Annotated in this window: 23 protein-coding genes; 10 read left to right on the top strand and 13 right to left on the bottom strand. The window is 67.2% G+C overall.

Annotated elements, in window-relative coordinates:
- Positions 1–51: 51 nt before the first annotated feature.
- The 4 genes from ACFULV_RS06685 to ACFULV_RS06700 are packed head-to-tail and all read right to left on the bottom strand — an operon-like array spanning position 52 to position 4,461.
- Positions 52–1,080, bottom strand: a complete 1,029-nt coding sequence (locus ACFULV_RS06685; protein WP_378653807.1) for an aminotransferase class I/II-fold pyridoxal phosphate-dependent enzyme — start codon at positions 1,078–1,080, stop codon at positions 52–54.
- Entirely contained in the window at positions 1,077–2,090 is a 1,014-nt protein-coding gene (locus ACFULV_RS06690) for a 3-oxoacyl-ACP synthase III family protein (RefSeq protein ID WP_378654019.1), read from the bottom strand. Before ACFULV_RS06690 ends, ACFULV_RS06685 begins: the two co-directional genes overlap by 4 nt.
- A 2-nt stretch (positions 2,091–2,092) precedes the next feature.
- Positions 2,093–2,752 carry an SRPBCC family protein gene (locus tag ACFULV_RS06695; protein WP_378634976.1) on the bottom strand — a complete coding sequence of 220 codons (660 nt, stop codon included), beginning with the start codon at positions 2,750–2,752 and terminating at the stop codon, positions 2,093–2,095.
- The gene (locus ACFULV_RS06700; protein WP_378653810.1) at positions 2,749–4,461 is read right to left on the bottom strand and encodes a thiamine pyrophosphate-binding protein; all 1,713 of its coding nucleotides are present in this window, start codon (positions 4,459–4,461) and stop codon (positions 2,749–2,751) included. Before ACFULV_RS06700 ends, ACFULV_RS06695 begins: the two co-directional genes overlap by 4 nt.
- 140 nt (positions 4,462–4,601) lie before the next feature.
- Here ACFULV_RS06700 and ACFULV_RS06705 point away from each other — a divergent pair, with 140 nt between their 5' ends.
- The 3 genes from ACFULV_RS06705 (at position 4,602) to ACFULV_RS06715 (ending at position 7,062) form a co-directional block, all read left to right on the top strand.
- Positions 4,602–5,129, top strand: a complete 528-nt coding sequence (locus ACFULV_RS06705) for an EXLDI protein (protein ID WP_378653812.1) — start codon at positions 4,602–4,604, stop codon at positions 5,127–5,129.
- Positions 5,130–5,248: 119 nt separating this feature from the next.
- On the top strand, positions 5,249–6,283 hold the full coding sequence (locus ACFULV_RS06710) for an ATP-binding cassette domain-containing protein (RefSeq protein WP_378654021.1): 1,035 nt from the start codon (positions 5,249–5,251) through the stop codon (positions 6,281–6,283).
- A complete protein-coding gene (locus tag ACFULV_RS06715) occupies positions 6,280–7,062 on the top strand; it encodes an ABC transporter permease (RefSeq protein ID WP_378634984.1) in 783 nt (260 codons plus the stop codon). Before ACFULV_RS06710 ends, ACFULV_RS06715 begins: the two co-directional genes overlap by 4 nt.
- 52 nt (positions 7,063–7,114) lie before the next feature.
- Here the strand turns inward: ACFULV_RS06715 and ACFULV_RS06720 are convergent, their stop codons facing one another.
- The 3 genes from ACFULV_RS06720 to ACFULV_RS06730 form a co-directional block, all read right to left on the bottom strand.
- Entirely contained in the window at positions 7,115–7,813 is a 699-nt protein-coding gene (locus ACFULV_RS06720) for an anti-sigma factor family protein (protein WP_378634987.1), read from the bottom strand.
- Positions 7,810–8,319, bottom strand: coding sequence for a sigma-70 family RNA polymerase sigma factor (locus ACFULV_RS06725; protein ID WP_067455024.1), 510 nt, complete (start codon positions 8,317–8,319; stop codon positions 7,810–7,812). Before ACFULV_RS06725 ends, ACFULV_RS06720 begins: the two co-directional genes overlap by 4 nt.
- 67 nt (positions 8,320–8,386) lie before the next feature.
- Positions 8,387–9,025, bottom strand: coding sequence for a YqgE/AlgH family protein (locus tag ACFULV_RS06730; RefSeq protein WP_378634989.1), 639 nt, complete (start codon positions 9,023–9,025; stop codon positions 8,387–8,389).
- A gap of 105 nt (positions 9,026–9,130) precedes the next feature.
- On the opposite strand from ACFULV_RS06730, the gene ACFULV_RS06735 reads away from it, so the two are divergent.
- Positions 9,131–9,889, top strand: coding sequence for a lysophospholipid acyltransferase family protein (locus ACFULV_RS06735; RefSeq protein ID WP_378634992.1), 759 nt, complete (start codon positions 9,131–9,133; stop codon positions 9,887–9,889).
- Here ACFULV_RS06735 and ACFULV_RS06740 read toward each other — a convergent pair.
- Positions 9,883–10,194 (bottom strand): GNAT family N-acetyltransferase, encoded by a 312-nt coding sequence (locus tag ACFULV_RS06740; RefSeq protein ID WP_378653814.1) that lies wholly within the window; start codon positions 10,192–10,194, stop codon positions 9,883–9,885. The two genes, ACFULV_RS06735 and ACFULV_RS06740, sit on opposite strands and share 7 nt — an antisense overlap.
- Positions 10,195–10,352: 158 nt before the next feature.
- Between ACFULV_RS06740 and ACFULV_RS06745 the strand changes: the two genes are divergently transcribed.
- Positions 10,353–11,489, top strand: coding sequence for a glycerate kinase (locus ACFULV_RS06745; RefSeq protein ID WP_378653817.1), 1,137 nt, complete (start codon positions 10,353–10,355; stop codon positions 11,487–11,489).
- Between the two features lie 3 nt (positions 11,490–11,492).
- On the opposite strand, the gene ACFULV_RS06750 is transcribed toward ACFULV_RS06745, so the two are convergent.
- Complete coding sequence (locus ACFULV_RS06750; protein WP_378635278.1) at positions 11,493–11,837, bottom strand: winged helix-turn-helix transcriptional regulator; 345 nt, start codon at positions 11,835–11,837, stop codon at positions 11,493–11,495.
- A gap of 176 nt (positions 11,838–12,013) precedes the next feature.
- On the opposite strand from ACFULV_RS06750, the gene ACFULV_RS06755 reads away from it, so the two are divergent.
- The 3 genes from ACFULV_RS06755 (at position 12,014) to ACFULV_RS06765 (ending at position 14,307) form a co-directional block, all read left to right on the top strand.
- On the top strand, positions 12,014–12,895 hold the full coding sequence (locus ACFULV_RS06755) for an NAD(P)-dependent oxidoreductase (protein WP_378653820.1): 882 nt from the start codon (positions 12,014–12,016) through the stop codon (positions 12,893–12,895).
- Entirely contained in the window at positions 12,895–13,737 is an 843-nt protein-coding gene (locus ACFULV_RS06760; protein WP_378653823.1) for an NAD(P)-dependent oxidoreductase, read from the top strand. The genes ACFULV_RS06755 and ACFULV_RS06760 overlap by 1 nt, the downstream gene beginning before the upstream one ends.
- Before the next feature lie 123 nt (positions 13,738–13,860).
- Positions 13,861–14,307 (top strand): nitroreductase/quinone reductase family protein, encoded by a 447-nt coding sequence (locus tag ACFULV_RS06765; RefSeq protein ID WP_378653826.1) that lies wholly within the window; start codon positions 13,861–13,863, stop codon positions 14,305–14,307.
- Here ACFULV_RS06765 and aroQ read toward each other — a convergent pair.
- Together aroQ and ACFULV_RS06775 are read right to left on the bottom strand one after the other, a co-directional pair.
- A complete protein-coding gene (gene aroQ / locus ACFULV_RS06770) occupies positions 14,304–14,753 on the bottom strand; it encodes a type II 3-dehydroquinate dehydratase (RefSeq protein WP_378635007.1) in 450 nt (149 codons plus the stop codon). The genes ACFULV_RS06765 and aroQ overlap by 4 nt on opposite strands.
- A gap of 15 nt (positions 14,754–14,768) precedes the next feature.
- Positions 14,769–15,329, bottom strand: coding sequence for a hypothetical protein (locus ACFULV_RS06775; protein WP_378635010.1), 561 nt, complete (start codon positions 15,327–15,329; stop codon positions 14,769–14,771).
- Positions 15,330–15,725: 396 nt separating this feature from the next.
- Here ACFULV_RS06775 and ACFULV_RS06780 point away from each other — a divergent pair, with 396 nt between their 5' ends.
- Together ACFULV_RS06780 and ACFULV_RS06785 are read left to right on the top strand one after the other, a co-directional pair.
- A complete protein-coding gene (locus ACFULV_RS06780) occupies positions 15,726–17,405 on the top strand; it encodes an NTF2-like N-terminal transpeptidase domain-containing protein (protein WP_378653829.1) in 1,680 nt (559 codons plus the stop codon).
- A gap of 72 nt (positions 17,406–17,477) precedes the next feature.
- Complete coding sequence (locus ACFULV_RS06785) at positions 17,478–17,834, top strand: DUF3054 domain-containing protein (RefSeq protein ID WP_378635016.1); 357 nt, start codon at positions 17,478–17,480, stop codon at positions 17,832–17,834.
- A gap of 43 nt (positions 17,835–17,877) precedes the next feature.
- On the opposite strand, the gene ACFULV_RS06790 is transcribed toward ACFULV_RS06785, so the two are convergent.
- Positions 17,878–19,011 carry a YbhN family protein gene (locus ACFULV_RS06790; RefSeq protein ID WP_378635018.1) on the bottom strand — a complete coding sequence of 378 codons (1,134 nt, stop codon included), beginning with the start codon at positions 19,009–19,011 and terminating at the stop codon, positions 17,878–17,880.
- A 4-nt stretch (positions 19,012–19,015) separates the two neighbouring features.
- A complete protein-coding gene (locus ACFULV_RS06795) occupies positions 19,016–20,536 on the bottom strand; it encodes an adenylate/guanylate cyclase domain-containing protein (protein WP_378635281.1) in 1,521 nt (506 codons plus the stop codon).
- Positions 20,537–20,835 lie beyond the last annotated feature (299 nt).

A 20,835-nucleotide genomic window follows, 5' to 3' on the forward strand; every position in this document is an offset into this window, starting at 1 on the left:
CGGTCGTGGTGACCCGGCCGGTGGCCGGGTCGGGTTCCGTTGTCGAAGGGGCTACCGCAGGTCGACGAGGGCAGCGTGGACGGCGTGCCCTGCGGCGGGGTCGCCGACCGTGATGCGAGCGCTACCGTCTGGGTAGGCCTTCGCTTTGATACCGGCGCGGCGCAGGGCGGTGGCCACGCCGGGTCCGGGTAGGTAGAGGAAGTTCGCGTGACTGGGCGGTACGTCGATTCCGCAGGCACGCAGAGTGATTCGCAGGCTGTCGCGTTCGCGGTTGATGCGCTCGACCCGGTCGCGAAGTTCCGTGCCTGCCGCGTAGGCGGCACGCACCGCGGCAACGGACGCGGTGGGTGTGCCGAAGGGCAACTGCTGGTGGCGGATTCGTTCGATCAGTTTTCCGCGCCCCACGCAGTAGCCGATTCGCAGCCCGGCCAGTCCGTACGCCTTCGAGAAGGTGCGCAGGATCAACAGATTCGGGTGACGGTGCAGCAGGCTGTGGATATCGAGACGGTCCGCCGGATCGAGGAATTCGACATAGGCCTCGTCGAGGAGCACCGGTACGCGGTGCGGGATCGCGGCGAGGAAGGAGCGCACCGCCGTCGCGTCGAGGACGGTGCCGGTGGGATTGTGCGGGCGGCACAGCACGACCAGGCAGGTGCGCCGGTTCACCGAGCGGCGCATGGCAGTCAGGTCCTGATTGCCGCCGGAATCGAGGGGGATCGGGACAAGGGTCATCCCGGCCATCTCGGCCATGATCGGGTAGCCGTCGAAAGTGGGTGTGCCGGTGACTAGTTCACCGGCGCCGAGCGTCCGCATCACCTGCATGGCGACACCGGTGGCCCCCGCGCCGACCACCACGTCGTCGGGCGAGACCCCGAGGTGATCGGCGATCACCCGCGGCAGTTCCTCCGGCAGGAACTCCGGATACCGGTTGGCCTGGGTGAGGGCGGCAGTCACCGCCGTCAGCACGGAGGGCAGTGGGGGAAAGGGGTTCTCGCTGAGACCGAGGTCGAACAGCGTGGGTGTCGCCGTGGTGTGGAACCGACGGGAGGGGATCGTCGGTTCCACCAGCCGCACAGTCATCGCGCGGCGCCCCAGCGAATAGCCGCGGCACCGGCGAAATCACCCGCGTGCGCGAACGCCGACAGGAGAACCACCGACCCGTTGCGCAACCGGCCTGCACGGTTCTCCGCATCGAGAGTGACGGGAATGCCCGCGGCGAACAGGTTTCCGCACTGGTCGAAGGTATCGGGATGACGTTCGGCGGGCAGCTCCAGCGCGTCGTGCCAGTTGCGCAGGAACAGCCGGTTCGGCTGATTGGTGACGAAGGTGTCGATATCGCTGCTCTTCACCCCGATCCGCTTGCAGACCTCCAGCGCCACCTCCGGCACCAGCCGGTTGCCACGCGCGAACACCTTGGTGATCTTGGATTCGGAGAAGGTCACGCAGCCCTGACCCTCGCCCGGCTCCCAGTACTTGCGCGGACCGTTCGTGGAGAAGTCCATGTCACCGGCGAACTCGGGGTAGGTGCGGGTTTCGATATCGAGGATCGGTCCCGAGTCATCCTTGCGCAGCAAGCCGATTCCGCACCCGTCGCCCGGCACCGGCGCCTGCGCCAGCTTCCGGATGTCGGGCTGGGTGAACACCGGGCCCGCACAATTCTGCGCGGCGACGATCAGCGCGGTCTTCGCCTCGCTGGTGGCCATCATCATCCGGGCTATCGCCATCATCTGGACGAACGCGGCGCACCCGCTGTTGTGCACGTCGAGTACCTGCGACGGACGAGCGCCCAGCCGGCGAGCCAGTTCGGGGCCCGCACCGAGCACGGGATTGTCGGGCAGCTGGGTGTGGGTGATGATGATGTCGATCTCGGACGCGAGGTCGGCGCCGTGGCGTTCACGCAGGACGGCGAACGCCTGCTCGGCCATGTCCACGGCGGTCTCGTCGCGGCCGATGTGATGACGGCCGGTCGGCGATCGGAACATCACGTTCTTCGCCATCCGCTCCGAGCGGGAGAACTGGGTGAAGTAGTCGGTCGGGACGGGGTCGCCGGGCAGATAGCTCGCGACGTCGACCAGACTCACCTGCGGCATGTTCACTGCATCCACTCCGGCTTGATCGGCAGCCCGTTGGCCGCGCGGTATTCACAAATGGCTTTGAGGTTGTCCAGCTCGAGCTGGTGTCCGGCGGAGAACATCTCCCAGAAGTCGCCGACCCAGACGGGGCGCTTCGGCGGCGCGGTTTCGGGGTAGCCGTTCTCGTCGTAGAAGGGGTGCTTGCAGTTGATCCACGTCACCACCGAGCCGGGCTTGTTGAACACCACCTGGGCGTCGACCACCCGCATCAGGTAGATCATCCAGAGGTGCTCGGACTGGTCCCACGCGCAGTGATAGTCGACGGTCATCGCGTCGGGATGGGCGACGGTGCGGGTGAAACACTTGGTCGCGTCACCGAGACGGTCATAGGACAGCCACAGGCCGGGCTCCTCGGTTTCGGTGAATCCGCGCAGGCTGTAGGTCCATTCCTCGAGCGAGCGGGTGTCGGCGAGGTATTCGTAGACCTCGCGCGGTGGGGCCGCGATGTAGGTCTGCACGGGGCAGTAGTCGCCGAAGATCTGGTCGTGCGGATACACCGACCGCAGCATGTCCATGATGATCGGCGTTGTGGTCTCCCGGTCGGAGTTCTCGATGCGGATGACGCCGGGCACCACCTCCTCGGGGATGTCGGACAGGGCCGGCAGGGCGCTGATGGTCACGGGGTGCTCCTGGATGATTCGAGGGCTGACAGAAAGGGGAGGAACGGCGGGACTTCGTCGGGGTCGCAGAGGATTTCGAGGAACGACGGCCCGGTGGCGGCGAAGCTGAGGTCAAGTGCGCCGGACAATCGGGGGGCGTCGGAGACGGTGCGGGCGGGCAGCCCGGGGAACATGGCGGCGATGCCCGCTCCCAGGTGTGACGGTTGAAAACGGTTGAAGCTGTAGCGATCCCGGTAGTAGAGCTGTTCGCGGGTGACGCACATGGCGTGCGCGTTGTTGTTGAACACCACGAAGGTGATGGGCAGGTCGTGTTCGATCGCGGTGTGGATTTCCATGCCGTGCATGAAGAACGCGCCGTCGCCGGCGATGACGACGGTGCGATGCGGGCCGTCGGGCGCGGCGCGGCGGGCGAACGCGGATCCGATACCCGCACCGAACGCGTAACCCATTCCGCCCATCCCGAGTGCGACCGTGAAACGTCCGCGCTCGGGTACCCGTAGGTAATGCACCACCGAGGCGCCGGTGTTACCCGCGTCGGCGAAAATGTCGGCGCCGTCGGGCAGCGCGCGCTGAATCGCCTCGATGACGGTGCGATAGCGCAGGCCGGGTCCCGCCGCCGCGGGAACGGGCATCGGCGTGAGCTCGGCGGAACGCTGACTTGTTGCGGCCCCCGCCCCGATGTCGGCCAGCAGCGTGGCGATGGTTTCCGCGAGGTCCGCGCTGGTGGCGTGGGTCGCCGCGAGGTACGGAGCGTGCGCGCCGATGCTGAGTACCGGCAGGTCGGCTAGGGCCGCGTCGAGCCCGGCGCGGGCAGTGACCGGCAGGCGGGTGCCGACGAGCAGGCAGGCGCTCGCCGCCGACAGGGCTTCGGCCAGCTCGGCATGACCCATGCTGCCCGCGACACCGCAGTAGCCCGGGCCGGTGTTGGAGTACACGTCCTTGGCGTCGGGGGCCACGCCGATGGCGGCATCGAGCGTGGCCACCAGTTCGGCGAGCTCAGCGCGGGCATCGTTGCGGGCGACCTGATCACCGGCGATGATCACCACCTTCCCGGTGCGCCGGGCGTTGGTGAGTTCGGTGGCGATGGTGTGCGGGGAAGTCGCTTCCGGGGAGGCGCGATCCAGCCGTACTCCGTCGGAGGGGGCCGCGACGGTGTCGAACTGTTGAGCGACGACGGCCTCCGGCATCAGTTGCTGCTGAACATCTTTCGGGATCAACAGCACCGCAGGCCCACCACTCTCCGCGGCGGTGATCGCCGCGGCGAGCTGTGCGGGCAGCTCGAGCGGATCGGTCACCCGAGCGCAGTACTTGCTGATCGTCGCGAACAACGCTGCCGCGTCGATGGATTCGGACAATCCGCTCGAATCCTGGAACGCGCCGAGACCTTCCAGGCTGGTCGGCGGCTGTCCTATCAGCGCCAGCACCGGAACCCGTGATGTGAACGATTCAGCAAGTCCGGCAACGAGATTCACCGCACCACCGCCGGACGTGGCGGCCACGACACCCAGCCCGCCGGTGCTGCGCGAATACCCGTCGGCCATGGTCGCCGCGGAGAACTCGTGCTTGGCGACGATGCCGGCCGGTGCGCCCCCCGCATCGAAGATCGCGTCGTAGAGGTCCTCGATATTGGCGCCGTCGACGCCGAAGATCTGGGTGATTCCCCGGTCGGCTACCGTTCGTACCAGGTAGTCCACCACTCTGTCCGGCATCGGCACTCCTTCTCCGCGACGAAATGTGACGCCGTTGTGCACCGCGTCTGATGGGGTTACGAGGCGCGCCAAGGGGGAGTTCAGAGGGTGGGTGAAAACCACCCCTTGTGTGTACGTACACATATACGTATAGTGGGTTCATGCCCAACAAGACGATCTACGTAGCCGATGACGATCTCCCCGTGTTCCAGCGGGCGCAGGAGCTCGTCGGCGGAAACCTCTCCAGCACCGTGGTCAGCGCGCTGCGCAGGCTCATCGAACTGGAGGAGGGTCGTGAGGCCGGCTTCGACGAGGTCGTCCTGCAGGTGGGTCGCGACGGTGTCCGGCAGGTGCGCTTCCAGGGCGTGCTGCTGGGTGAATGGCGCGAGGTCGGCGACAAGCGGGTGCTGCATCAGCAGGTCTACCGCAGCCGCAAGGGCAAGCTCGTGCTCCACACGCACTCGGCGCTGTGGTCGGAATACCCGACCGGGGACGCCGCGGGCGACATGAAGGACTGGAAATACTGGCGTCGCATGTTCGGCATCGGTGATCGGCCGTGGGACTGGGGTGACTACGAGTACGAGATCCTCGACGACCTGAAGGATCTGAAGGATCGCGTGCCCGACAAGCTCTATCGCAAGGTCGAGGACATCACCGCGCACCCGCAGATCGAGGAACTCGACATCTAGCTCCGTCCTCGGACGAACAACCACACACCGCACACACCGACCGCAGCCCCTGGGGGCTGTGTCGATAACTCATGCACATATTCGCAGCAATGAATGCAATCCTCTGGAAAGGGACGACCATGGTCAACTCGGCCATCACCGCACGCGGTCTCCACAAGGCCTACGGCGACAAAACAGTTCTCGACGGCATCGACATCACCGTCGCCGAGGGCACCGTGTTCTCGTTGCTCGGCCCCAACGGCGCGGGCAAGACCACCACCGTGCAGATCCTCACCACACTGATCGCCGCCGACGGCGGCGAATGCACCGTGGGCGGCCACGATGTGGCGACCGACCGGGGCGGGGTGCGTGAGCTGATCGGCGTCACCGGGCAGTTCGCCGCGGTCGACGAGCTACTGACCGGCCGGGAGAACCTGCACATGATGGGGGACCTCAACCATCTGCCGCGCCGCGAAACCCGCGCTCTGGCCGACGAATTGCTGGCACGGTTCGACCTGGTCGAGGCAGCCGACAAGCCCGCGAGCACCTACTCCGGCGGCATGACCCGCAGGCTCGATCTGGCGATGACGCTGGTCGGCAATCCGCGGGTGATCTTCCTCGACGAACCGACCACCGGCCTCGATCCGCGCAGCCGCCGCTCCATCTGGGAGATCATCCGCGGCCTGGTCGACGATCTCGGCGTCACCGTCTTCCTCACCACGCAGTACCTCGAGGAGGCCGACCAGCTGGCCGATCGCATCGCGGTGCTCGACAACGGCCGGATCGTCGCGGAAGGCACTGCGGCAGAACTGAAGCGCCTGATCCCCGGCGGCCACATCCGCATCGATTTCACCGATCAGCCCGATGTCGACGCAGCTCAGCGCGCGTTCGGCTCGAAGGCGAAGGTGGTCGAGGGCACCGACGGGCTGACCCTCGCCGTGCCCAGCGACGGCGGCGTGCGATCACTGCGTGCCGTCCTCGACCTCCTTGATGCCGAGAACATCGAAGCGGGCGGCATTTCCGTGCACACCCCCAACCTCGACGACGTCTTCCTCACCCTCACCGGCATGAGCGGTCAGCGGCCGGAGGCGGAAGCGGAGCGTGACCACGTAGGCCGCCCGAGCATGCCCAATGTCAACAGCCGCGCCACGATCGAGCAGGAGACTCTGCGATGACCACTCAGACCAAGTCCAAGTCCTACGCCGTCGCCGACACCATGACGATGCTGCGGCGCAACATGATTCACGTCAAGCGCTATCCCAGCATGACGTTCAGCATCATCATCATGCCGATCGTGCTGATGCTGGTGTTCAAGTACGTCTTCGGCGGAGCACTCGAGAAGTCCTCGGGCGGCAGCTATATCGACTATCTGGCGCCCGGCATGATGCTGCTGTTGCCCGCCTACCTGACGGTGTCGGTAGCGGTCTCGATCGCCACCGACGCGAGCAAGGGCATCGTGAATCGCTTTCGGGTGATGGCGATCTCGCAGTCGTCGGTGCTCACCGGGCATGTGCTCGGCGCGCTCATCCAGGCGATGGCGGGCGTTGTCGCGATGACCGCCGTCGCGATGCTGGTCGGCTTCCGGCCCAACGCGAACGTCGTGGAGTGGGTCGGCGCGTTCGGGCTGCTCGCCCTGGTGACCTTCGCCTTCACCTGGCTCGCCATCGCGCTCGGCCTGCTCTCGCCCACCCCCGAAAGTGCCAGCAACGCACCGTTTCCCATCGTGCTGCTGCCCTTCCTCGGCAGTGGCCTGGTCGCTACCGACACCATGCCGGTCGGCATGCGTCAGTTCGCCGAATACCAGCCCTTCACCCCGATCACCGAGACGCTGCGCGGACTGCTGATGGGTACCGAGATCGGCGCCAACGGCTGGGTCTCGCTGGTCTGGTGCGCGGTCATCGCTGGCGGCGGCTTCCTGTGGTCGAAGTCGATCTTCCGCAAGCAAGCGAAGTAACCTGTCGCGCACACGGTCCGGTCTCCCCCGCGGAGACCGGACCGTTTCGCGTTCAGACCTGGGCGACCAGGACCGTCCGGCCGGAATCGATGGACGTGATCTCCACTGTGCTGATCGAATCCGGCGGGGCGTCGATGGTGCGATCCACCGTCAGCTCGGTGCCGGGACCCGCGGGCCACTGGTCGAGTTCGAAGCGCTGCTCACCCGCGGTCACCACGAGCCCGTAGGTGCGGGTGTAGCCGGAGCCGTAGGCGCTCGGCGCGTAGCTGCAGGTCATCACCAGGCGCGTGCGGTCGCCGTCGCGCACCAGCTTCACCTGCGCGCTCACCGGCGTCTGCTCCACCGCCCGCATCTGCTGCTCGGCGACGATCTGCTCGGTCGGCGTCTCCGAGCGCGCCACGGTGACGGTCACCGGAATCGCGATCGCCACCGCTGCCGCGGCGGCCGCCACCGCGCTGCCGACGCCCGTCCAGCGTCGCCGCCGCCTGCGCCGTTCGGCCGCCGCGGCCAGCGACGGGAGCAGATCGGGAATCTGTGACGGAACCGGCTCGGGCGAGGCGATCATCGACAGTGCGGTGTCGCGGTCGACCAGGGCGAGCATGCCCGGCATCCCGGACAGCTCGGCGACGGCCTGCTGGCAGTGCGCGCAGCCGAGCAGATGCGCCTCGTATTCACGCCGCTCGGCGGCGCCGAGCGAACCGAGGACATAGGCCGCGTCCCAGGTGCTGTACTCGTCGGCGAGGTCGGTCATCGGTTCGTCACCCCCATCTCCTGTAGCGCCAGTCGCATGGCGCGCATGCCGTAGTGCAGGCGCGATTTCACCGTCCCCGGCGGGATGCCCAGCTCGTCGGCGATCTGGGCCATGCCGAGGCCGCGATAGTAGGCCCGCACGATCACCTCGCGATGATCCGGGCTCAGCGTGCTCAGCGCGTCGGCGACCAGCCAGCCGTCGAGCGCCCGATCCGATTGGTCGGGGCTCACCTGCTCCGGTGGGTTGTCGGTGCCGAACTCGCGGCGGTGCCTGGCACTGCGATGCTCGTCGACCGCGAGATTACGAGCCACGGTGAACAACCATGCGCGCGGTGAGGTTTCGGTCTGCTCCAGCACGGCCGGGCGTTGCCAGGCGCGCAGCAGAGTCTCCTGCACGATGTCCTCGGCCCGGCCGGGATCGCGTACCAGGCCGAGGGTGAAACGCCACAGCGCGGGTGCGTGCTCGGCGTAGAGCGCGCGCATCAGTTCGTCGCGACCATCGTTCATCGGCGGCCCTGGTCACTGCTCGTCGAAATTCATATGTCACTCCTGCTCGTGTGAAGGAGTAACGGGATCAGTTGCGTTCGAGTTCAATCGGGTGTGTCGCCAGCAGGGCCAGCGGCAACGGCTGACGGCGCAAGACCGCGGACCACAGGTCGTGGCGGTCGGTGGCGATCGGATCCGACGGCAGCGCCGAGACCACGATCCAATCGTCGTTGTCGAGTTCGCCGTCGAGCTGGCCCATCGACCAGCCCGCGTAGCCGGCGAAGATCCGGATCTTCTCGAGAAGCGGTCCGATCTCGGCGGGGTCGGCGTCCAGATCGACCAGCACCACCCGGCCGTCGACCCGGCGCAGGCCGCGGATGTCGGAGATGTCGACGCCGGCGCGCAGTACCCCCAGGCACAGCGCCGCATCGCGTTTGACCGGTCCGCCGATGTAGAGATCGGTCGGGGTGGCGGCCAGGTCCGCCCAGGCGGGCAGCACATCCACGACGGGGGTCTCACTCGGCCGGTTCAGCACCACGCCGAGGCTGCCCGCGTCGTTGTGCTCGATCACATACACGACGGTGCGCCGGAAAGTAGGTTCCACCAGGTCTGTCGCGGACACCAGCAGATTGCCCGCGCGGACGTTCACCGCCGGCTGACCGCGCCGCCGATCGTCACCGTGCCCGTCGCGAGTCCGGCGCTCGTCCGGGTCGTCTCCGCCTGCCACCGAGCCATCATCGCATTGGAGCGGCGGTGCGCGCTTCCCGCGCAGCGGATCGGAACCGGAATTTCTTCGTGCGTGGACCCCGCGATCGCCCGGTAGGGTCGCGCTATGCACTCGCCCGAAGTCCTGCTCGACGACAACGACGCTGTGTACGACTACTACCTGCGGCATCAGCAGAACAGGTGGAAGGCGCTTGCCTCGTACGCGGTGCTGGCCCGGCGGTTCCGGCCGCGCGTGACGTTCGCCGAGGGCGCGAAACAGCAGTTGAAGGCGCTGATCCGCAGCGGTCGGCCGGTGATCTACGCGATCAACCACCTCTCGACCAGCGACCCGTACACAGTCGCGGCGACAGCGTGGCGCTCACCGCTGCGCTCGAAGATCGGGCGGGTGCGGGTGCTGGCGAAGGACGAGCTCTTCCTCGACCCCGAGCAGCGGCGCAAGGTGGACATGATGGGCGGGATCCCGGTGTTCCGCGGCAAGGACCACGGCATTCGCGCGGTCAATGCCGCAGGTCAGCGGATGATGGATGTGTGCGCGCAGCGGTTGGCCGCCGGTGATCACCTCGCGATCTTCCCCGAAGGGACGTGCAATGAGGTAGATCACACCAAGGTGCAGGCGGTCGGCAGCGGAATCGGGCATATCGCGTTCCGGGCGGCCAAACTGGACGCCGCGCCCGCGCTGGTCGCCATGGGGATGAATTACGGCTCCTATGCGGCCGGTGTCGAACCGACCGCGGCGGAGGTGGTGTCGGGGAGCGCCTACTTCCGGGCGCCGATTCTCGAGTTGCCGCAGCGGCCCGCCGACATCGCCAGGCTGGTCAAAGACGAGCTGCAACTGGCTGTCGACGGGGCCGTCGCGCGCTACTGAGGTAGACCGAACAACTCTCTGGCTCGTTGCGGGACGTAGGCGATGTAGTCGGGGCGGGTGGTGATGAAATGCAGGACGACCGGGCACATCGGCAGGACGCTGAAACCTTGGTCTCTGCTGGCGTCCAGCGCGGCTTTGACCAGGGTGTTCGCCAGTCCTCGGCCTTCGAATCGGGGGTAGATCTCGGTGTGCACGAGGGCGCGTTCGTCCCCGGTGTCCTGGTATTCGATGTAGCCGGCGGGTTGACCGTCGGCGGTGAGTTCGAACCGCTCGAGCGCGGTGTTGTTGCGGACCTCGGTCGCCATAGGTCGACGCTACCGTGTTCGGGAGGACAACCCACTGAGCAAATGAGAACATGGGTCACTCCCCGACCACCTCCGAGCCGTCGCGCGCCTGATGAAAGGCCGAGAGCGAACGGTCGAGCTCGGAAACGACACTATGAATACACGGAGAGGCGGAACAGATGGCCGGCGAACCGCTTGTCGTGCTCGCTCCCGACAAGTTCAAGGGGTCGTTGACCGCGCCGGAGGTGGCCAGGGCTCTGGCCAGGGGAATCGCTCGGCGTGCGCCGAAGGCGCAGGTGCGGTGTGTGCCGGTGGCCGACGGTGGTGACGGGATGGTCGACGCTTTCGTGGCGTCGGGGTGGAAGCGGGTGGAGGTCGCCGCGCCCGGGCCGACGGGGGAGCAATCGACGGCGGTGTACGCGGTGCGGGGGGATACCGCGGTGGTGGAGCTGGCGGCTGCCGTGGGGCTGGTGAAGTTGCCCGGTGGGCGGCTGGATCCGCTGCGGGCCGATACCTTCGGGTTGGGTGTTGCCATCGTGCACGCGCTCGACGGCGGGGCGCGGGAGATCGTGCTCGGGCTCGGCGGAAGCGCTTCGACGGACGGTGGGTCGGGGTTGTTGCGGGCGCTCGGGTTGCGGTTGCTCGATCAGGAGGGACGGGAACTGGCGGGCCGCGGGGACGTGGCCGCGTTGCTCGAGCAGGTCGCCTCGGTGGATCGAGGTGGGCTGCATCCGGCGGTCGCGACGACGCTGTTCACGCTGGCCTGCGATGTGGACAATCCGTTGCTCGGGCCGGCTGGTGCGGTAGCGGTGTACGCGCCACAGAAGGGTGCCACTGCTCGGCAGATGCTGAAACTCGAAGCGGGGCTGACCAACTGGGCGGCCGTGCTGGGCAGGGGCTATGCGGAGATCGGTGGCGCGGGCGCGGCGGGCGGCACCGGGTTCGGGGCGCTCGCGGTGCTGGGTGCGCAGGTGCGCAGCGGGATCGATGTACTGCTCGAGCTGCTGGAATTCCCGGCTCTCATCGACGGGGCCAGGCTGGTCGTCACCGGTGAGGGCTCACTGGATCACCAGAGCATGCACGGGAAGGCGCCGGTCGGGGTCGCGGCGGCGGCGAAGAAGGCGGGCGTGCCGGTGATCGCGGCGGTAGGGCGAACCCTGTTGTCGTCCGGGGAGATTCGAGCCGCGGGATTCGCCGCGTGTTATCCGCTCAGCGACCTCGAGCCCGATCCCGCGCGCTCGATCATCGCGGCGGCCGACCTGCTCGAACGCATCGGCGAGCGGATCGCCATGGAGCACCTGTGCCGGATGCGCTGACGGTTACAGCGCGATCCGGGAGGGCGAGGGCTGCGGGGCAGTCGGCCGGGTAGCGGTGGCCAGCGCCTCGCGATTCTCATCGCCCCAGGTCTCGAGCGGTTCCAGCGCGAGGCGAAGGGCTTCGCCCAGCGGGGTGAGCGAGTACTCCACCCGCGGCGGGATCTCGGGATAGATCTCGCGGTGCACCACGCCGGTGCTCTCCAGGTGCCGCAGGTTCTCGGCGAGCACCTTCTCGCTCACACCCTCGAGCAGCCGCCGGATCTGACCGAATCGCTGCGGCCCGGCACCGAGCACCCACATCAGGTGCAGCTTCCATTTACCGCCGACGACGTCGATGGCCAGGCTCATACCGCACACATCGTGATCTGCGTCACTGCTCAACGTCGCCACACCCTTCTGACCGTATTTCGAACCTCTGGGTAAGCAACCACACCCGAACGTTCGGTCTTCCCGACGATACTCGCGCCGACCACCATGGAAAGCGGCGCCGAACCAACCAGTATCGAGAATCGAAGGGCCACACCATGTCCGAGCAGACCGCTCCCCGTTCCGTTTCCGTTCTCGGCCTCGGCCCGATGGGCCAGGCCATGGTCAGGGCCTTCCTCGAGGCAGGCGTCGAGGTGACGGTGTGGAATCGCAGCACCGCCAAGGTCGATGCCATGGTGGCGCTGGGTGCCAAGCGCGCAGGCACCGTCGCCGAGGCGCTCGATGCCAACGAGGTCTCCGTGCTCAGCCTCACCCATTACGACGCCATGTACGACGTGCTCGGTCAGGCGATCGACCACCTGCCCGGCAAGGTGATCGCCAACCTGTCCTCCGATTCACCGGACAAGGCGCGAGCGGGCGCGCGGTGGGTTCGTGAGCGGGGCGCCGAATTCCTCTCCGGCGGCGTGATGTCGGCGGGCGACAACATCGTCCATCCCTCGTCCTACATCTTCTACAGCGGCCCGAAGGCGGTCTTCGACGCGCACGCCGAGCTGCTGCGCCCGCTCAGCCCGCAGGAATACCTGGGTGCGGACGACGGCTTGGCCCAGATCTTCTACCAGGCCCTGCTGATCACCTTCCACCCGTGGTTGCTGGCGTTCGACCAGGCGTCGGCGATGATCGCGAACTCCGGCCACAGCATCGACCAGTTCGTACCGTTCGCCGTCCGCTCCGCCGGCGCCTACCCGTTCTTCATCGAACAGTTCGCCGAGGCGAACAAGGCAGGCGGCTTCGCGGAGCTCTCGCACCTGAAGATGATGGACGCGGGCGCCCAGCACATCATCGACGCCAGCGAAGAGGCAGGCGTCGACGCGAGCCTGTCCCACCTCGCCCAGTCGTTCTGGCGCAAGGCCGTCGCCGCGTCCGAGGCGACAGGCAGGCAGATCTCGCCGTACGCGTTGTTCCGCGGCGAGGCGTCCTGATGTCGGCTTCCGGCCGAGCGGCCGAGGCGGTCACCGTCATCGGCCTCGGCCCGATGGGGCAGCAGATCGTGCGCACCTACCGCGCCGCGGGTTTCACGGTGACGGTCTGGAACCGCACCCCCGGCAAGGCCGACGGTCTGGGTGCCCATCGCGCCGAGACGGTCGCCGACGCGGTGGCGGCGGCAAAGCTCATCGTGCTCAGCCTGACCCACTACGACGCGATGGACGAGATTCTCGGCGGCGCCGATCTGGCCGGCAAGGTTGTGGTCAACCTGTCCTCGGATTCGCCGCAGCGGACTCGGCAGGGGGCGGCGTTCGTCCGGGCTCGCGGTGGCGAATTTCTCGCCGGTGGGGTGATGGCTCAGCCGCACGAGCTGGCCGGGCCTGCGGCGTACATCTTCTACAGCGGCCGACCGGCGGTATTCGAAGCACAACGAGAGTTGTTGCGGCCCTTGGCGGCCATGGAATATCTGGGTGCGGATGACGGCGCGGCCCAGGTCTTCTACCAGGCGATGCTCGCCCTGTTCCTGCCTCTGCTGCTCGGCTACGAGCAGGCGCTGGCGATCATCGACCGGTCCGGTTCCGCGATAGCCCGGTTCATGCCCTACGCCCAGCGGTCACTGGGCAGTGTCGGCGAGCTGTACGCCGCGTGGGCGGAAATCGCCGAGGACGGGGGTCCGCCCGATCCGGCGTACCTGCGAATGATGGCGGCCGGCGCGCGACATGTGGTGGCGACCGGTGCCGAGGTCGGCGTGGACACCGTTCTGGCCGAATCGGTTTCGTCATATTGGGAGCGAGCTGCCGGTACGCCCGAATCGACGTTCCAGGTATTTCTCGGATGAAACTCTCGATTCGCTGAAATCGGACTTTTCGGAAACTGTGAGCACTGCTCTTGACTTAGGTGCGCGGATCGCGCATGCTTGTACTCAACAGAGAGCAGTGCTCACAGTTCAGGAGTGATCGACATGGACAACGCGACCCGCCACCTCCCCCCGACCGGCATCGACCCGATCGTCAACAAGATCGCCAACCTGCTGCCCAAGCTGGGAATCAGCATCATGGGGTCGCGGCTGCTGGCGGTGCGCGGCCGCAAGAGCGGGGAATGGCGCACCACCATGGTCAACGTGATGACGGCCGCCGACGGCGAGCGCTACCTGGTCGCGCCGCGTGGGCACGTCCAATGGGTGCGCAATCTGCGCGTGGCGGGCGACGGCGAACTGCGCCTCGGCCGTAAGACCGAACCGTTCACCGCCACCGAGGTCGCCGACGCCGACAAGGTGCCGCTGCTTCGGCTGTACCTGGAGAAGTGGGGCTGGGAGGTCGGCAAGTTCTTCGAGGGTCTCACCAAAGACGCGACCGATGCCGAATTGATCGCTATCGCACCGGGTTTCCCCGTCTTCCGCCTCAGCTAGGGCTTGCTCAGGTATTCGATCGCGGCGGCATAGCCCTGGATGCCGAGGCCGGCGATGACCGCGGTCGCGATCGGGGAGACGAACGAATGGTGCCGGAACTCCTCGCGCGCGTGCACATTGCTGATGTGCACCTCGACGATCGGCACCTCCGGGATCACCAGGGCGTCGCGCAGCGCCACCGACGTATGGGTGAGGCCGCCGGGGTTGATGACGATGGCCGACACCTCGCCGCGGGCCTGGTGGATCCGGTCGATCAGCGCGCCTTCGTGATTGGACTGGAACGCGATGACCTTGCGTTCGAATCGGGCGGCGGTCTGCTCGCACAGCGCGACGACATCGTCGAGGGTGTCGGCGCCGTAGATCTCGGGCTGACGGGTGCCCAGCATGTTCAGGTTCGGTCCGTTGATGACGAGGATCGGACCGGTGGCCTGCACGGAATCTCCCATGCAGGCCACTGTAAGTCACAAGCCGGTGGGGCCCTCCGAGCGCAGGTCGTCGACCTTGCGCATGGCTTCGCGGAGTTCGGCCAGCCAGGTTTCGGCGTGTTTGCCCGCGAGTTTGACCGTCCAGGCCAGGGCGTCGGCGCGGGAGCGGGCGACGCCCGCGTCGATCAGGGTGTCGAGGACCTGGCGTTCGGGCTGACGCAGACGGGTCATCACGGGGACCGCCAAGTGGGTGAACAGGATCCGTTCGCCGTCTACTCGCACGCCCCAGGCGACACTGCGGCCGTAACGCCGCTGGGCCTCGTCGGCGATCTGCATGCGGGCCGGGCGGGTCGACTCGCGGAAGCGGGCCAGCGCGCCTTCTTTCGTGGCCGCCGGGGTGCTCGCGTCGCCGGGGACGGGCAGTTCGCCGACCACGACGATCTCGTCGCGGTCGATCTCGATGTCCACCGGCCCGGTGAACCAGTCGGCGGGCAATCGTCCGGCGAACCAGTCGGGGGCGTCGGCGGGATCGGGAAGGTCGGCTTGCTGCCAACCGCCGGGTCGGCCGAATCCGCGCTCGCGTCGATCGTTCCGCATGGAAATCACCTGCTATCTGTCTTGCGCACGTTGCGTTGATTACAAGATTACGCCGATATCAGCGCGGTGAATTCCGCTCTGCGTGAACCGGTGCGTATCGACTCGGTAAAGGCGATGCCGTGCGTGTGGACGGAGACGGCCTGGGTACCCTCGCGTTGAATCGCCGGACAAATGCGAGATCCGCACCACCTGGCGCGGCTGTCGGTACGGTTGACGCAGCAGTTGTTGCCGCTTACTGGGCGAGGTTGGAAAACGGACCCTCATCAGGGCGAGATTTCCGGCACAATCGAGGTGTCGAGGTCGGGGAGTATCCCGGCTGACCGGGGCATTGGAGACGGGTCAACTTCCGGTACGGTGGATTTGTTACCGGAGTGGCAAGAGTGAAGAGTGGGCGATATGGATGTGTGGGGATCCCGCCGCTTTCGCGTCCGGGGCGCAATGGCGATCGCGGGGGTTGCGACCCTCGCCATCGCGCTGTGCTCGTGCGGAGTGGGTGGGAAGACGAGCGAGTCGGAGACGGTGGTCCAGCGGTTCACCGAGTACCTCGACGATCAGGACTACGGCAAAGCCGCCGACCTGACCTCGTACCCCGCCGCCGCTTCGGCAACCATGAAGCAAATGTTCGAGGGCCTGCAATCGGGCACCGTCGACTACGAGGCGTCGCAGGTCATCGACCTCGACAAGCAGTCCGCGATCTTCAGCATGGAAGTCGCCTGGAACTTCGGCGAGAAGAAGGACTGGACCTACACACTGCAGGGCACCGTTCGCAAGCTCGCCATCGGCTGGCGGATCTCCTGGGAGCCCGCGGTGGTCATGCCGCAGCTGACGAACAACCGCACCGTCAAGCTCGTGCGTACCACCGCGAAGCCGCCGCCCAAGGTTGTCGACCTGCCCGGCGAAACGCTGATGACCGAGCAGACGCTCAACGTCATCAAGATCGACCCGAGCCGCACCGGCGACCTCGTCGGCACCACCAACGCGCTCGCCGACGCCATCGAGCCGGTCGCGCCCCTGATCACCGGGCCGTCGCTGATGCAGCAGCTGGCAGGCTCGCAGGGCAAGCCGATCGTCGCGGTGAACCTGCGCGACGGGGATTTCGCGATCCTGGAACCACGAATGGCCAAGGTGCCGGGTGTGGTGATGGAGAAGCAGCCCAAACTGATCTCGGCCGACCGGCGCACCCGTTCGCCGATGCTCGACGCGCTGCGCGAGGTATGGCAGGACAGCCTCGAGGCCACCGCGGGCTGGGGTGTGCAGATCTTCGAGGCCGACGGCAGGTTCGTCAACCAGGTGGCCGGATACCAGGGACCGGCCGGGCCGGATATCGCCGCGACGATGGATCAGCGACTCCAGCGCGCCGCCGAAGACGCCGTGGTGAGCGCGGGGACCGCGGCGACGGTCGTGGCCATTCAGCCCTCGACCGGCGCGGTTGTCGCGGTGGCGCAGAACTCGTACGCGACGGAGAAGGGGCCGATCGCCTTCACCGGACTGTTCCCGGCGGGCGGCACGATGGAGCTGTTCCGCACCGTGGCCGCGGCGACCAAGAACAAGCCGCCGCAGGACGTCACCGTGCAGGAGGCGGCCGAGGCGGCCACCGCGCTCGGCGTCGGCGTCGACTTCAAGGTGGCCGGGCTCGACGAGGTGACCGGGCGGATCAGCACGCCCGGCCGCAGCACCGAGCAGGTGCGTCAGGGTGCGGGCGCCGATGCGGTGCAGGTGAGCCCCTTCGGGATGGCGATCGCCGCGGCGGCCATTGCGCGTGGGTCGGTGGTGCCGCCGATGATCGAGGCGGGCAAGCCGGGTACCACCGATACCCCGGTTCCCGCGCTGCCCCAGCCCGCGGTCGACCGGCTGCGCGGAATGATGAACGAGGGCATCGGCAAGCCCGAAACCGCTGCGCTGCGCGGATTCCGCGATATCACCGCCTTCGCCGCGACGGGCGGCGCCGACGGTTGGCTGCTGGCGACAATGGGCGACCTGGTCTTCGCGGTGCACATCGCCGATGTCGACAGTGGTGACGCCACTTCACGACTCGCGGCCGTGCTGCTGAAATCGCTGGCGACGCCGGAGCCGTAGAGCGAGGGTTATCACTGCTCAGTGGCTATGAACCCGGTCTCGAAGTCGATCTTGACCGGTTACGCTACGTCCGTGAAGAGATACGCGCCGTTCGGTATCGATGCTCTATTGGTGATCGTTTTCTGCGCGATCGGGAGGCGCAGTCACGACGAAGCCGTCATCGCCGGTCTGCTGAAAACGGTGTGGCCCTTCGGGTCAGGACTGATCCTCGGCTGGGTCCTCGCGGTCTACCTCGCACGGAACACGCGGTTCGACGCAACGGCGTTGTGGCCCACCGGAATCCTGATCTGGGCGAGCACCCTCGTCGGCGGAATGGTGTTGCGCGCCATCAGCGGCCAGGGCGTCGCGTTCAGTTTCATGATTGTCGCGGCTTGCGTCCTCGCGCTGTTTCTCTTGGGCTGGCGCGCCGCGATACGCGCGCTGCGGTGACACCGTTCGATAATCGGCACATGGGTAACTCACCGGGGACGGGCTAACCCGACTCCATCGTTCCGCCGGCCGCGTCCCCGGATTCCCCGCGCCTACGTCTGGCTTGAATACGCGGGGAGGCGGAATAGAACTCTTGCTCGTACTCTTCGTCGTCGGCCTGTGGTGTGCGGAACAGGAACGCGAAGACGATCCAGCCGACCACGGCGACCAGGATGAAGCTGACCAGCCGGTACACGAACGCGGCCGCGACGGCCTGTGCGGCGGGCAGTCCTGCGGCCGCGGTGAGACTGTAGATCAGCGTCGCGTCCACGTAGACGATGCCGCCCGGCGCGAACGGAATCGACCCCACCGCCTTGCCCGCCGCGAAGGCGATGAGCAGCCCGGACAACTTGGGATCGGCGCCGATCGCGTAACAGGCGGTGCCCAGACACGCCACGTCGGCGAACCGGTGCACCAGCGCCCACACCCCGACGAGCGCCGCGTCCTTCTTCCCCAGATCGACCGACTCGAGTTGCGCCCGGATCTCGGCCAGCTTGGCGATGCCGTGATCGGCGGGCTTCTTCCGCAGCCGATTGACCAGCGCGAGTACCCGCCGCAGCATGGCCTCGAGCGTGCCGGGATGGCGGGCGAGATAGTTGCCGGCGAACAGGACCAGGGCGAGGACCACCAGCGAGACGACGAATTTGAAGCCGATCCCCTGTCCGACCAGCGCGGCGCCGGCGATCCCGAGCAGCGCCAGCCCCGCGGCGGCGACCACGCCGGAGAAGACCAGCTGCCAGGAGGCGACGATCGGGCTCGCGCCCCAGCGCCGGGTCTGGCGGTAGGTGAACGCGGTGGAGAAGACCTGTCCGGCGGGCAGCGTCAGCGACATCGCGGTCGCGCCGTAGACCACCGATACCGATTTCCCCTGGCTGACGTCCACCCCACCGGCGTGCAGCAGTTGTTTCTGCACCCGCCCGAAACCGCTCATCGACATCGCCTGCAACACGATGCACAGGAACAGCCAGCCCCAGTGGATCTCGGTGAGCGTGCGCCAGGATTCGTGCAGGCGGGGCCACAGATACACGCCTTCGCCGACGAGCAGCGCGAGGATCACCGCGCCGAGCACCCACTTGACCCACCGAAAGCGGCGGCGGCGCTCGGCCGGTGCGCCTGCTAGGTCGCCGTCGGCCGTCACGGTCTCAGCCTAACGAACGCATCTGTTCTTCCTCGTCCCCGCGCGGCGCGGCGATCGCGGACTTCGGCCAGGCCAGGCGGGTTTTTCTGCGTCTGCCGCGCAATTGGACCTCGTCTCCGGTTATCCAATGTTCTTGCTCGCTTTCGTCGGCGAAGTAGAGCGCGCTGCCCGAAGCGAGAACGCGGCCGGGATGATCTTTGGCCAATTCGGTGAGCCGCGACGCCTCGTTGACGGGGTCGCCGATCACGGTGTATTCGAAACGATTTGCGGCGCCGATGTTTCCGGCCACCGCCAGGCCCGCCGAGACGCCGATGCCGATGTCGAGGCTGGTCACCTCGCGCAGGGCCTCGCGCAAGTCGCGGGCCGCGGCGAGGGCGGCGCTCGGCGCGTCGGGGCGATCCAGCGGGGCGCCGAAGATGGCGAGCGCCGCGTCGCCGACGAACTTGTTGACGAAACCGTGGTGGCTGTCGATCACGTCGACCACCACCCGGAAGAACTCGTTGAGCAGGCTCACCACCTCGGTCGGCGGGCGTTCGGCCGCGGCGGCGGTGGAACCGACCATGTCCACGAACAGCACCGCGACGAATCGGGTCTCACCACCGAGTTCGGTGCCGTAGTCCAGTGCCCGCTGCGCCACATCCTCGCCGACGTGCTGACCGAACAGTTCCTGCAGCTTGCGGCGCTTGGCCGCCTCGTCCATCATCCGGTTGAAGCCGACCTGCAACAGCCCGATCTCGCTGCCGTCGTAGACCTCCACCTGCACGTCACGCGAGCCGGCCTGCACCCTGTTGATGGCTTGGGACAACTGCCGCACCGGGTCGGAGATCGAGGAACCGGTCAGCATCGACAGCGCCAGCGCCTGCAGGATCACCACGCCACACAGCAGCAGGATCGAGATCGCGAGCGACTTCGCCGAGAACTTCACGTCCGAGGAGATCTGGGTGACGCACAGCAGCACGATCGCGATGGTGGGCGCGAAGGTGCCCATGCCCCAGGTCATCGCCATCCGGGTGCCGACGCCGGGGGTCAGCGTGTGGTCGAAAGTGCCCTCGGTCAGCGCCTCCGCGGCGACCGGGCGCAGGATGCGTTCGCCGAGCATGTAGGTGAAGCCGAACACGATGGTGGCGGCCATGCACTCGGTGACGATCACCGCACCCGCCAGCTCGGGCGATTCGGTGATGATCAGCGCGGCCAGGATCCCGCCGCCGATGATCCACAGCACCAGGTGCACGATCGACTGCCGCAGCGGCACGTGCAGGGCCGCCATCTGCTCGCGTCTGCTCGGTGGCCCGCCGCGCATCTGCCAGCGCATCACCGGCCGCAGCATGAGGGCCGCGGCGAAGATGCTCAGCACGGCGGCCACCCCGAAAACGAGCAGCGGCGCGAGCAGACCGGTCTGGCGCACCCCACCCGGATCGCCCTCCGGAACCGGCAGGCCGTATTGGATGAAGGCCCACACCAGCACCGCGCCGAAGGCGTTCGCCAGCAGCACAGACGTCAGATACAGCGGCCAGCGCGTTCGCATGGTCTGTTTGACCGCTTCCAGGGGCGCCGACACGTCTGCCAATCTATCTGACCACCTAGCCAGGTGATCAGGACAGGCGACAGGGTGGGCATTATCGCACCGACATTCGCCCATTACCGGGTGGAAACCGAGGAAATCCCGTCGCCATTCCGCAGTAATTCATTCTGGCTATGTGTGAAAGATACTGACTGACAACATAATTCGCCGAATGGTGGCCTCGCTTCCGCTGCCGATGGCACCACGACCAGCGGCTCGGCCGAGAGCATCTTCCCGGCACTGAACAGCGGTAGTGCCAAGCC

This window comes from Nocardia sp. NPDC057272, from assembly GCF_042668615.1.
Classification (GTDB): Bacteria; Actinomycetota; Actinomycetes; order Mycobacteriales; family Mycobacteriaceae; genus Nocardia.

Coding starts and splice junctions, on each gene's coding strand:
- ACFULV_RS06685 (WP_378653807.1), bottom strand. CDS start 1,080: ATGACTGTGCGGCTGGTGGAACCGACGATCCCCTCCCGTCGGTTCCAC.
- ACFULV_RS06690 (WP_378654019.1), bottom strand. CDS start 2,090: ATGCCGCAGGTGAGTCTGGTCGACGTCGCGAGCTATCTGCCCGGCGAC.
- ACFULV_RS06700 (WP_378653810.1), bottom strand. CDS start 4,461: ATGCCGGACAGAGTGGTGGACTACCTGGTACGAACGGTAGCCGACCGG.
- ACFULV_RS06705 (WP_378653812.1), top strand. CDS start 4,602: ATGCCCAACAAGACGATCTACGTAGCCGATGACGATCTCCCCGTGTTC.
- ACFULV_RS06710 (WP_378654021.1), top strand. CDS start 5,249: ATGGTCAACTCGGCCATCACCGCACGCGGTCTCCACAAGGCCTACGGC.
- ACFULV_RS06715 (WP_378634984.1), top strand. CDS start 6,280: ATGACCACTCAGACCAAGTCCAAGTCCTACGCCGTCGCCGACACCATG.
- ACFULV_RS06720 (WP_378634987.1), bottom strand. CDS start 7,813: ATGACCGACCTCGCCGACGAGTACAGCACCTGGGACGCGGCCTATGTC.
- ACFULV_RS06725 (WP_067455024.1), bottom strand. CDS start 8,319: ATGAACGATGGTCGCGACGAACTGATGCGCGCGCTCTACGCCGAGCAC.
- ACFULV_RS06735 (WP_378634992.1), top strand. CDS start 9,131: ATGCACTCGCCCGAAGTCCTGCTCGACGACAACGACGCTGTGTACGAC.
- ACFULV_RS06740 (WP_378653814.1), bottom strand. CDS start 10,194: ATGGCGACCGAGGTCCGCAACAACACCGCGCTCGAGCGGTTCGAACTC.
- ACFULV_RS06745 (WP_378653817.1), top strand. CDS start 10,353: ATGGCCGGCGAACCGCTTGTCGTGCTCGCTCCCGACAAGTTCAAGGGG.
- ACFULV_RS06750 (WP_378635278.1), bottom strand. CDS start 11,837: ATGAGCCTGGCCATCGACGTCGTCGGCGGTAAATGGAAGCTGCACCTG.
- ACFULV_RS06755 (WP_378653820.1), top strand. CDS start 12,014: ATGTCCGAGCAGACCGCTCCCCGTTCCGTTTCCGTTCTCGGCCTCGGC.
- ACFULV_RS06760 (WP_378653823.1), top strand. CDS start 12,895: ATGTCGGCTTCCGGCCGAGCGGCCGAGGCGGTCACCGTCATCGGCCTC.
- ACFULV_RS06765 (WP_378653826.1), top strand. CDS start 13,861: ATGGACAACGCGACCCGCCACCTCCCCCCGACCGGCATCGACCCGATC.
- aroQ (WP_378635007.1), bottom strand. CDS start 14,753: ATGGGAGATTCCGTGCAGGCCACCGGTCCGATCCTCGTCATCAACGGA.
- ACFULV_RS06775 (WP_378635010.1), bottom strand. CDS start 15,329: ATGCGGAACGATCGACGCGAGCGCGGATTCGGCCGACCCGGCGGTTGG.
- ACFULV_RS06780 (WP_378653829.1), top strand. CDS start 15,726: ATGGATGTGTGGGGATCCCGCCGCTTTCGCGTCCGGGGCGCAATGGCG.
- ACFULV_RS06795 (WP_378635281.1), bottom strand. CDS start 20,536: ATGCGAACGCGCTGGCCGCTGTATCTGACGTCTGTGCTGCTGGCGAAC.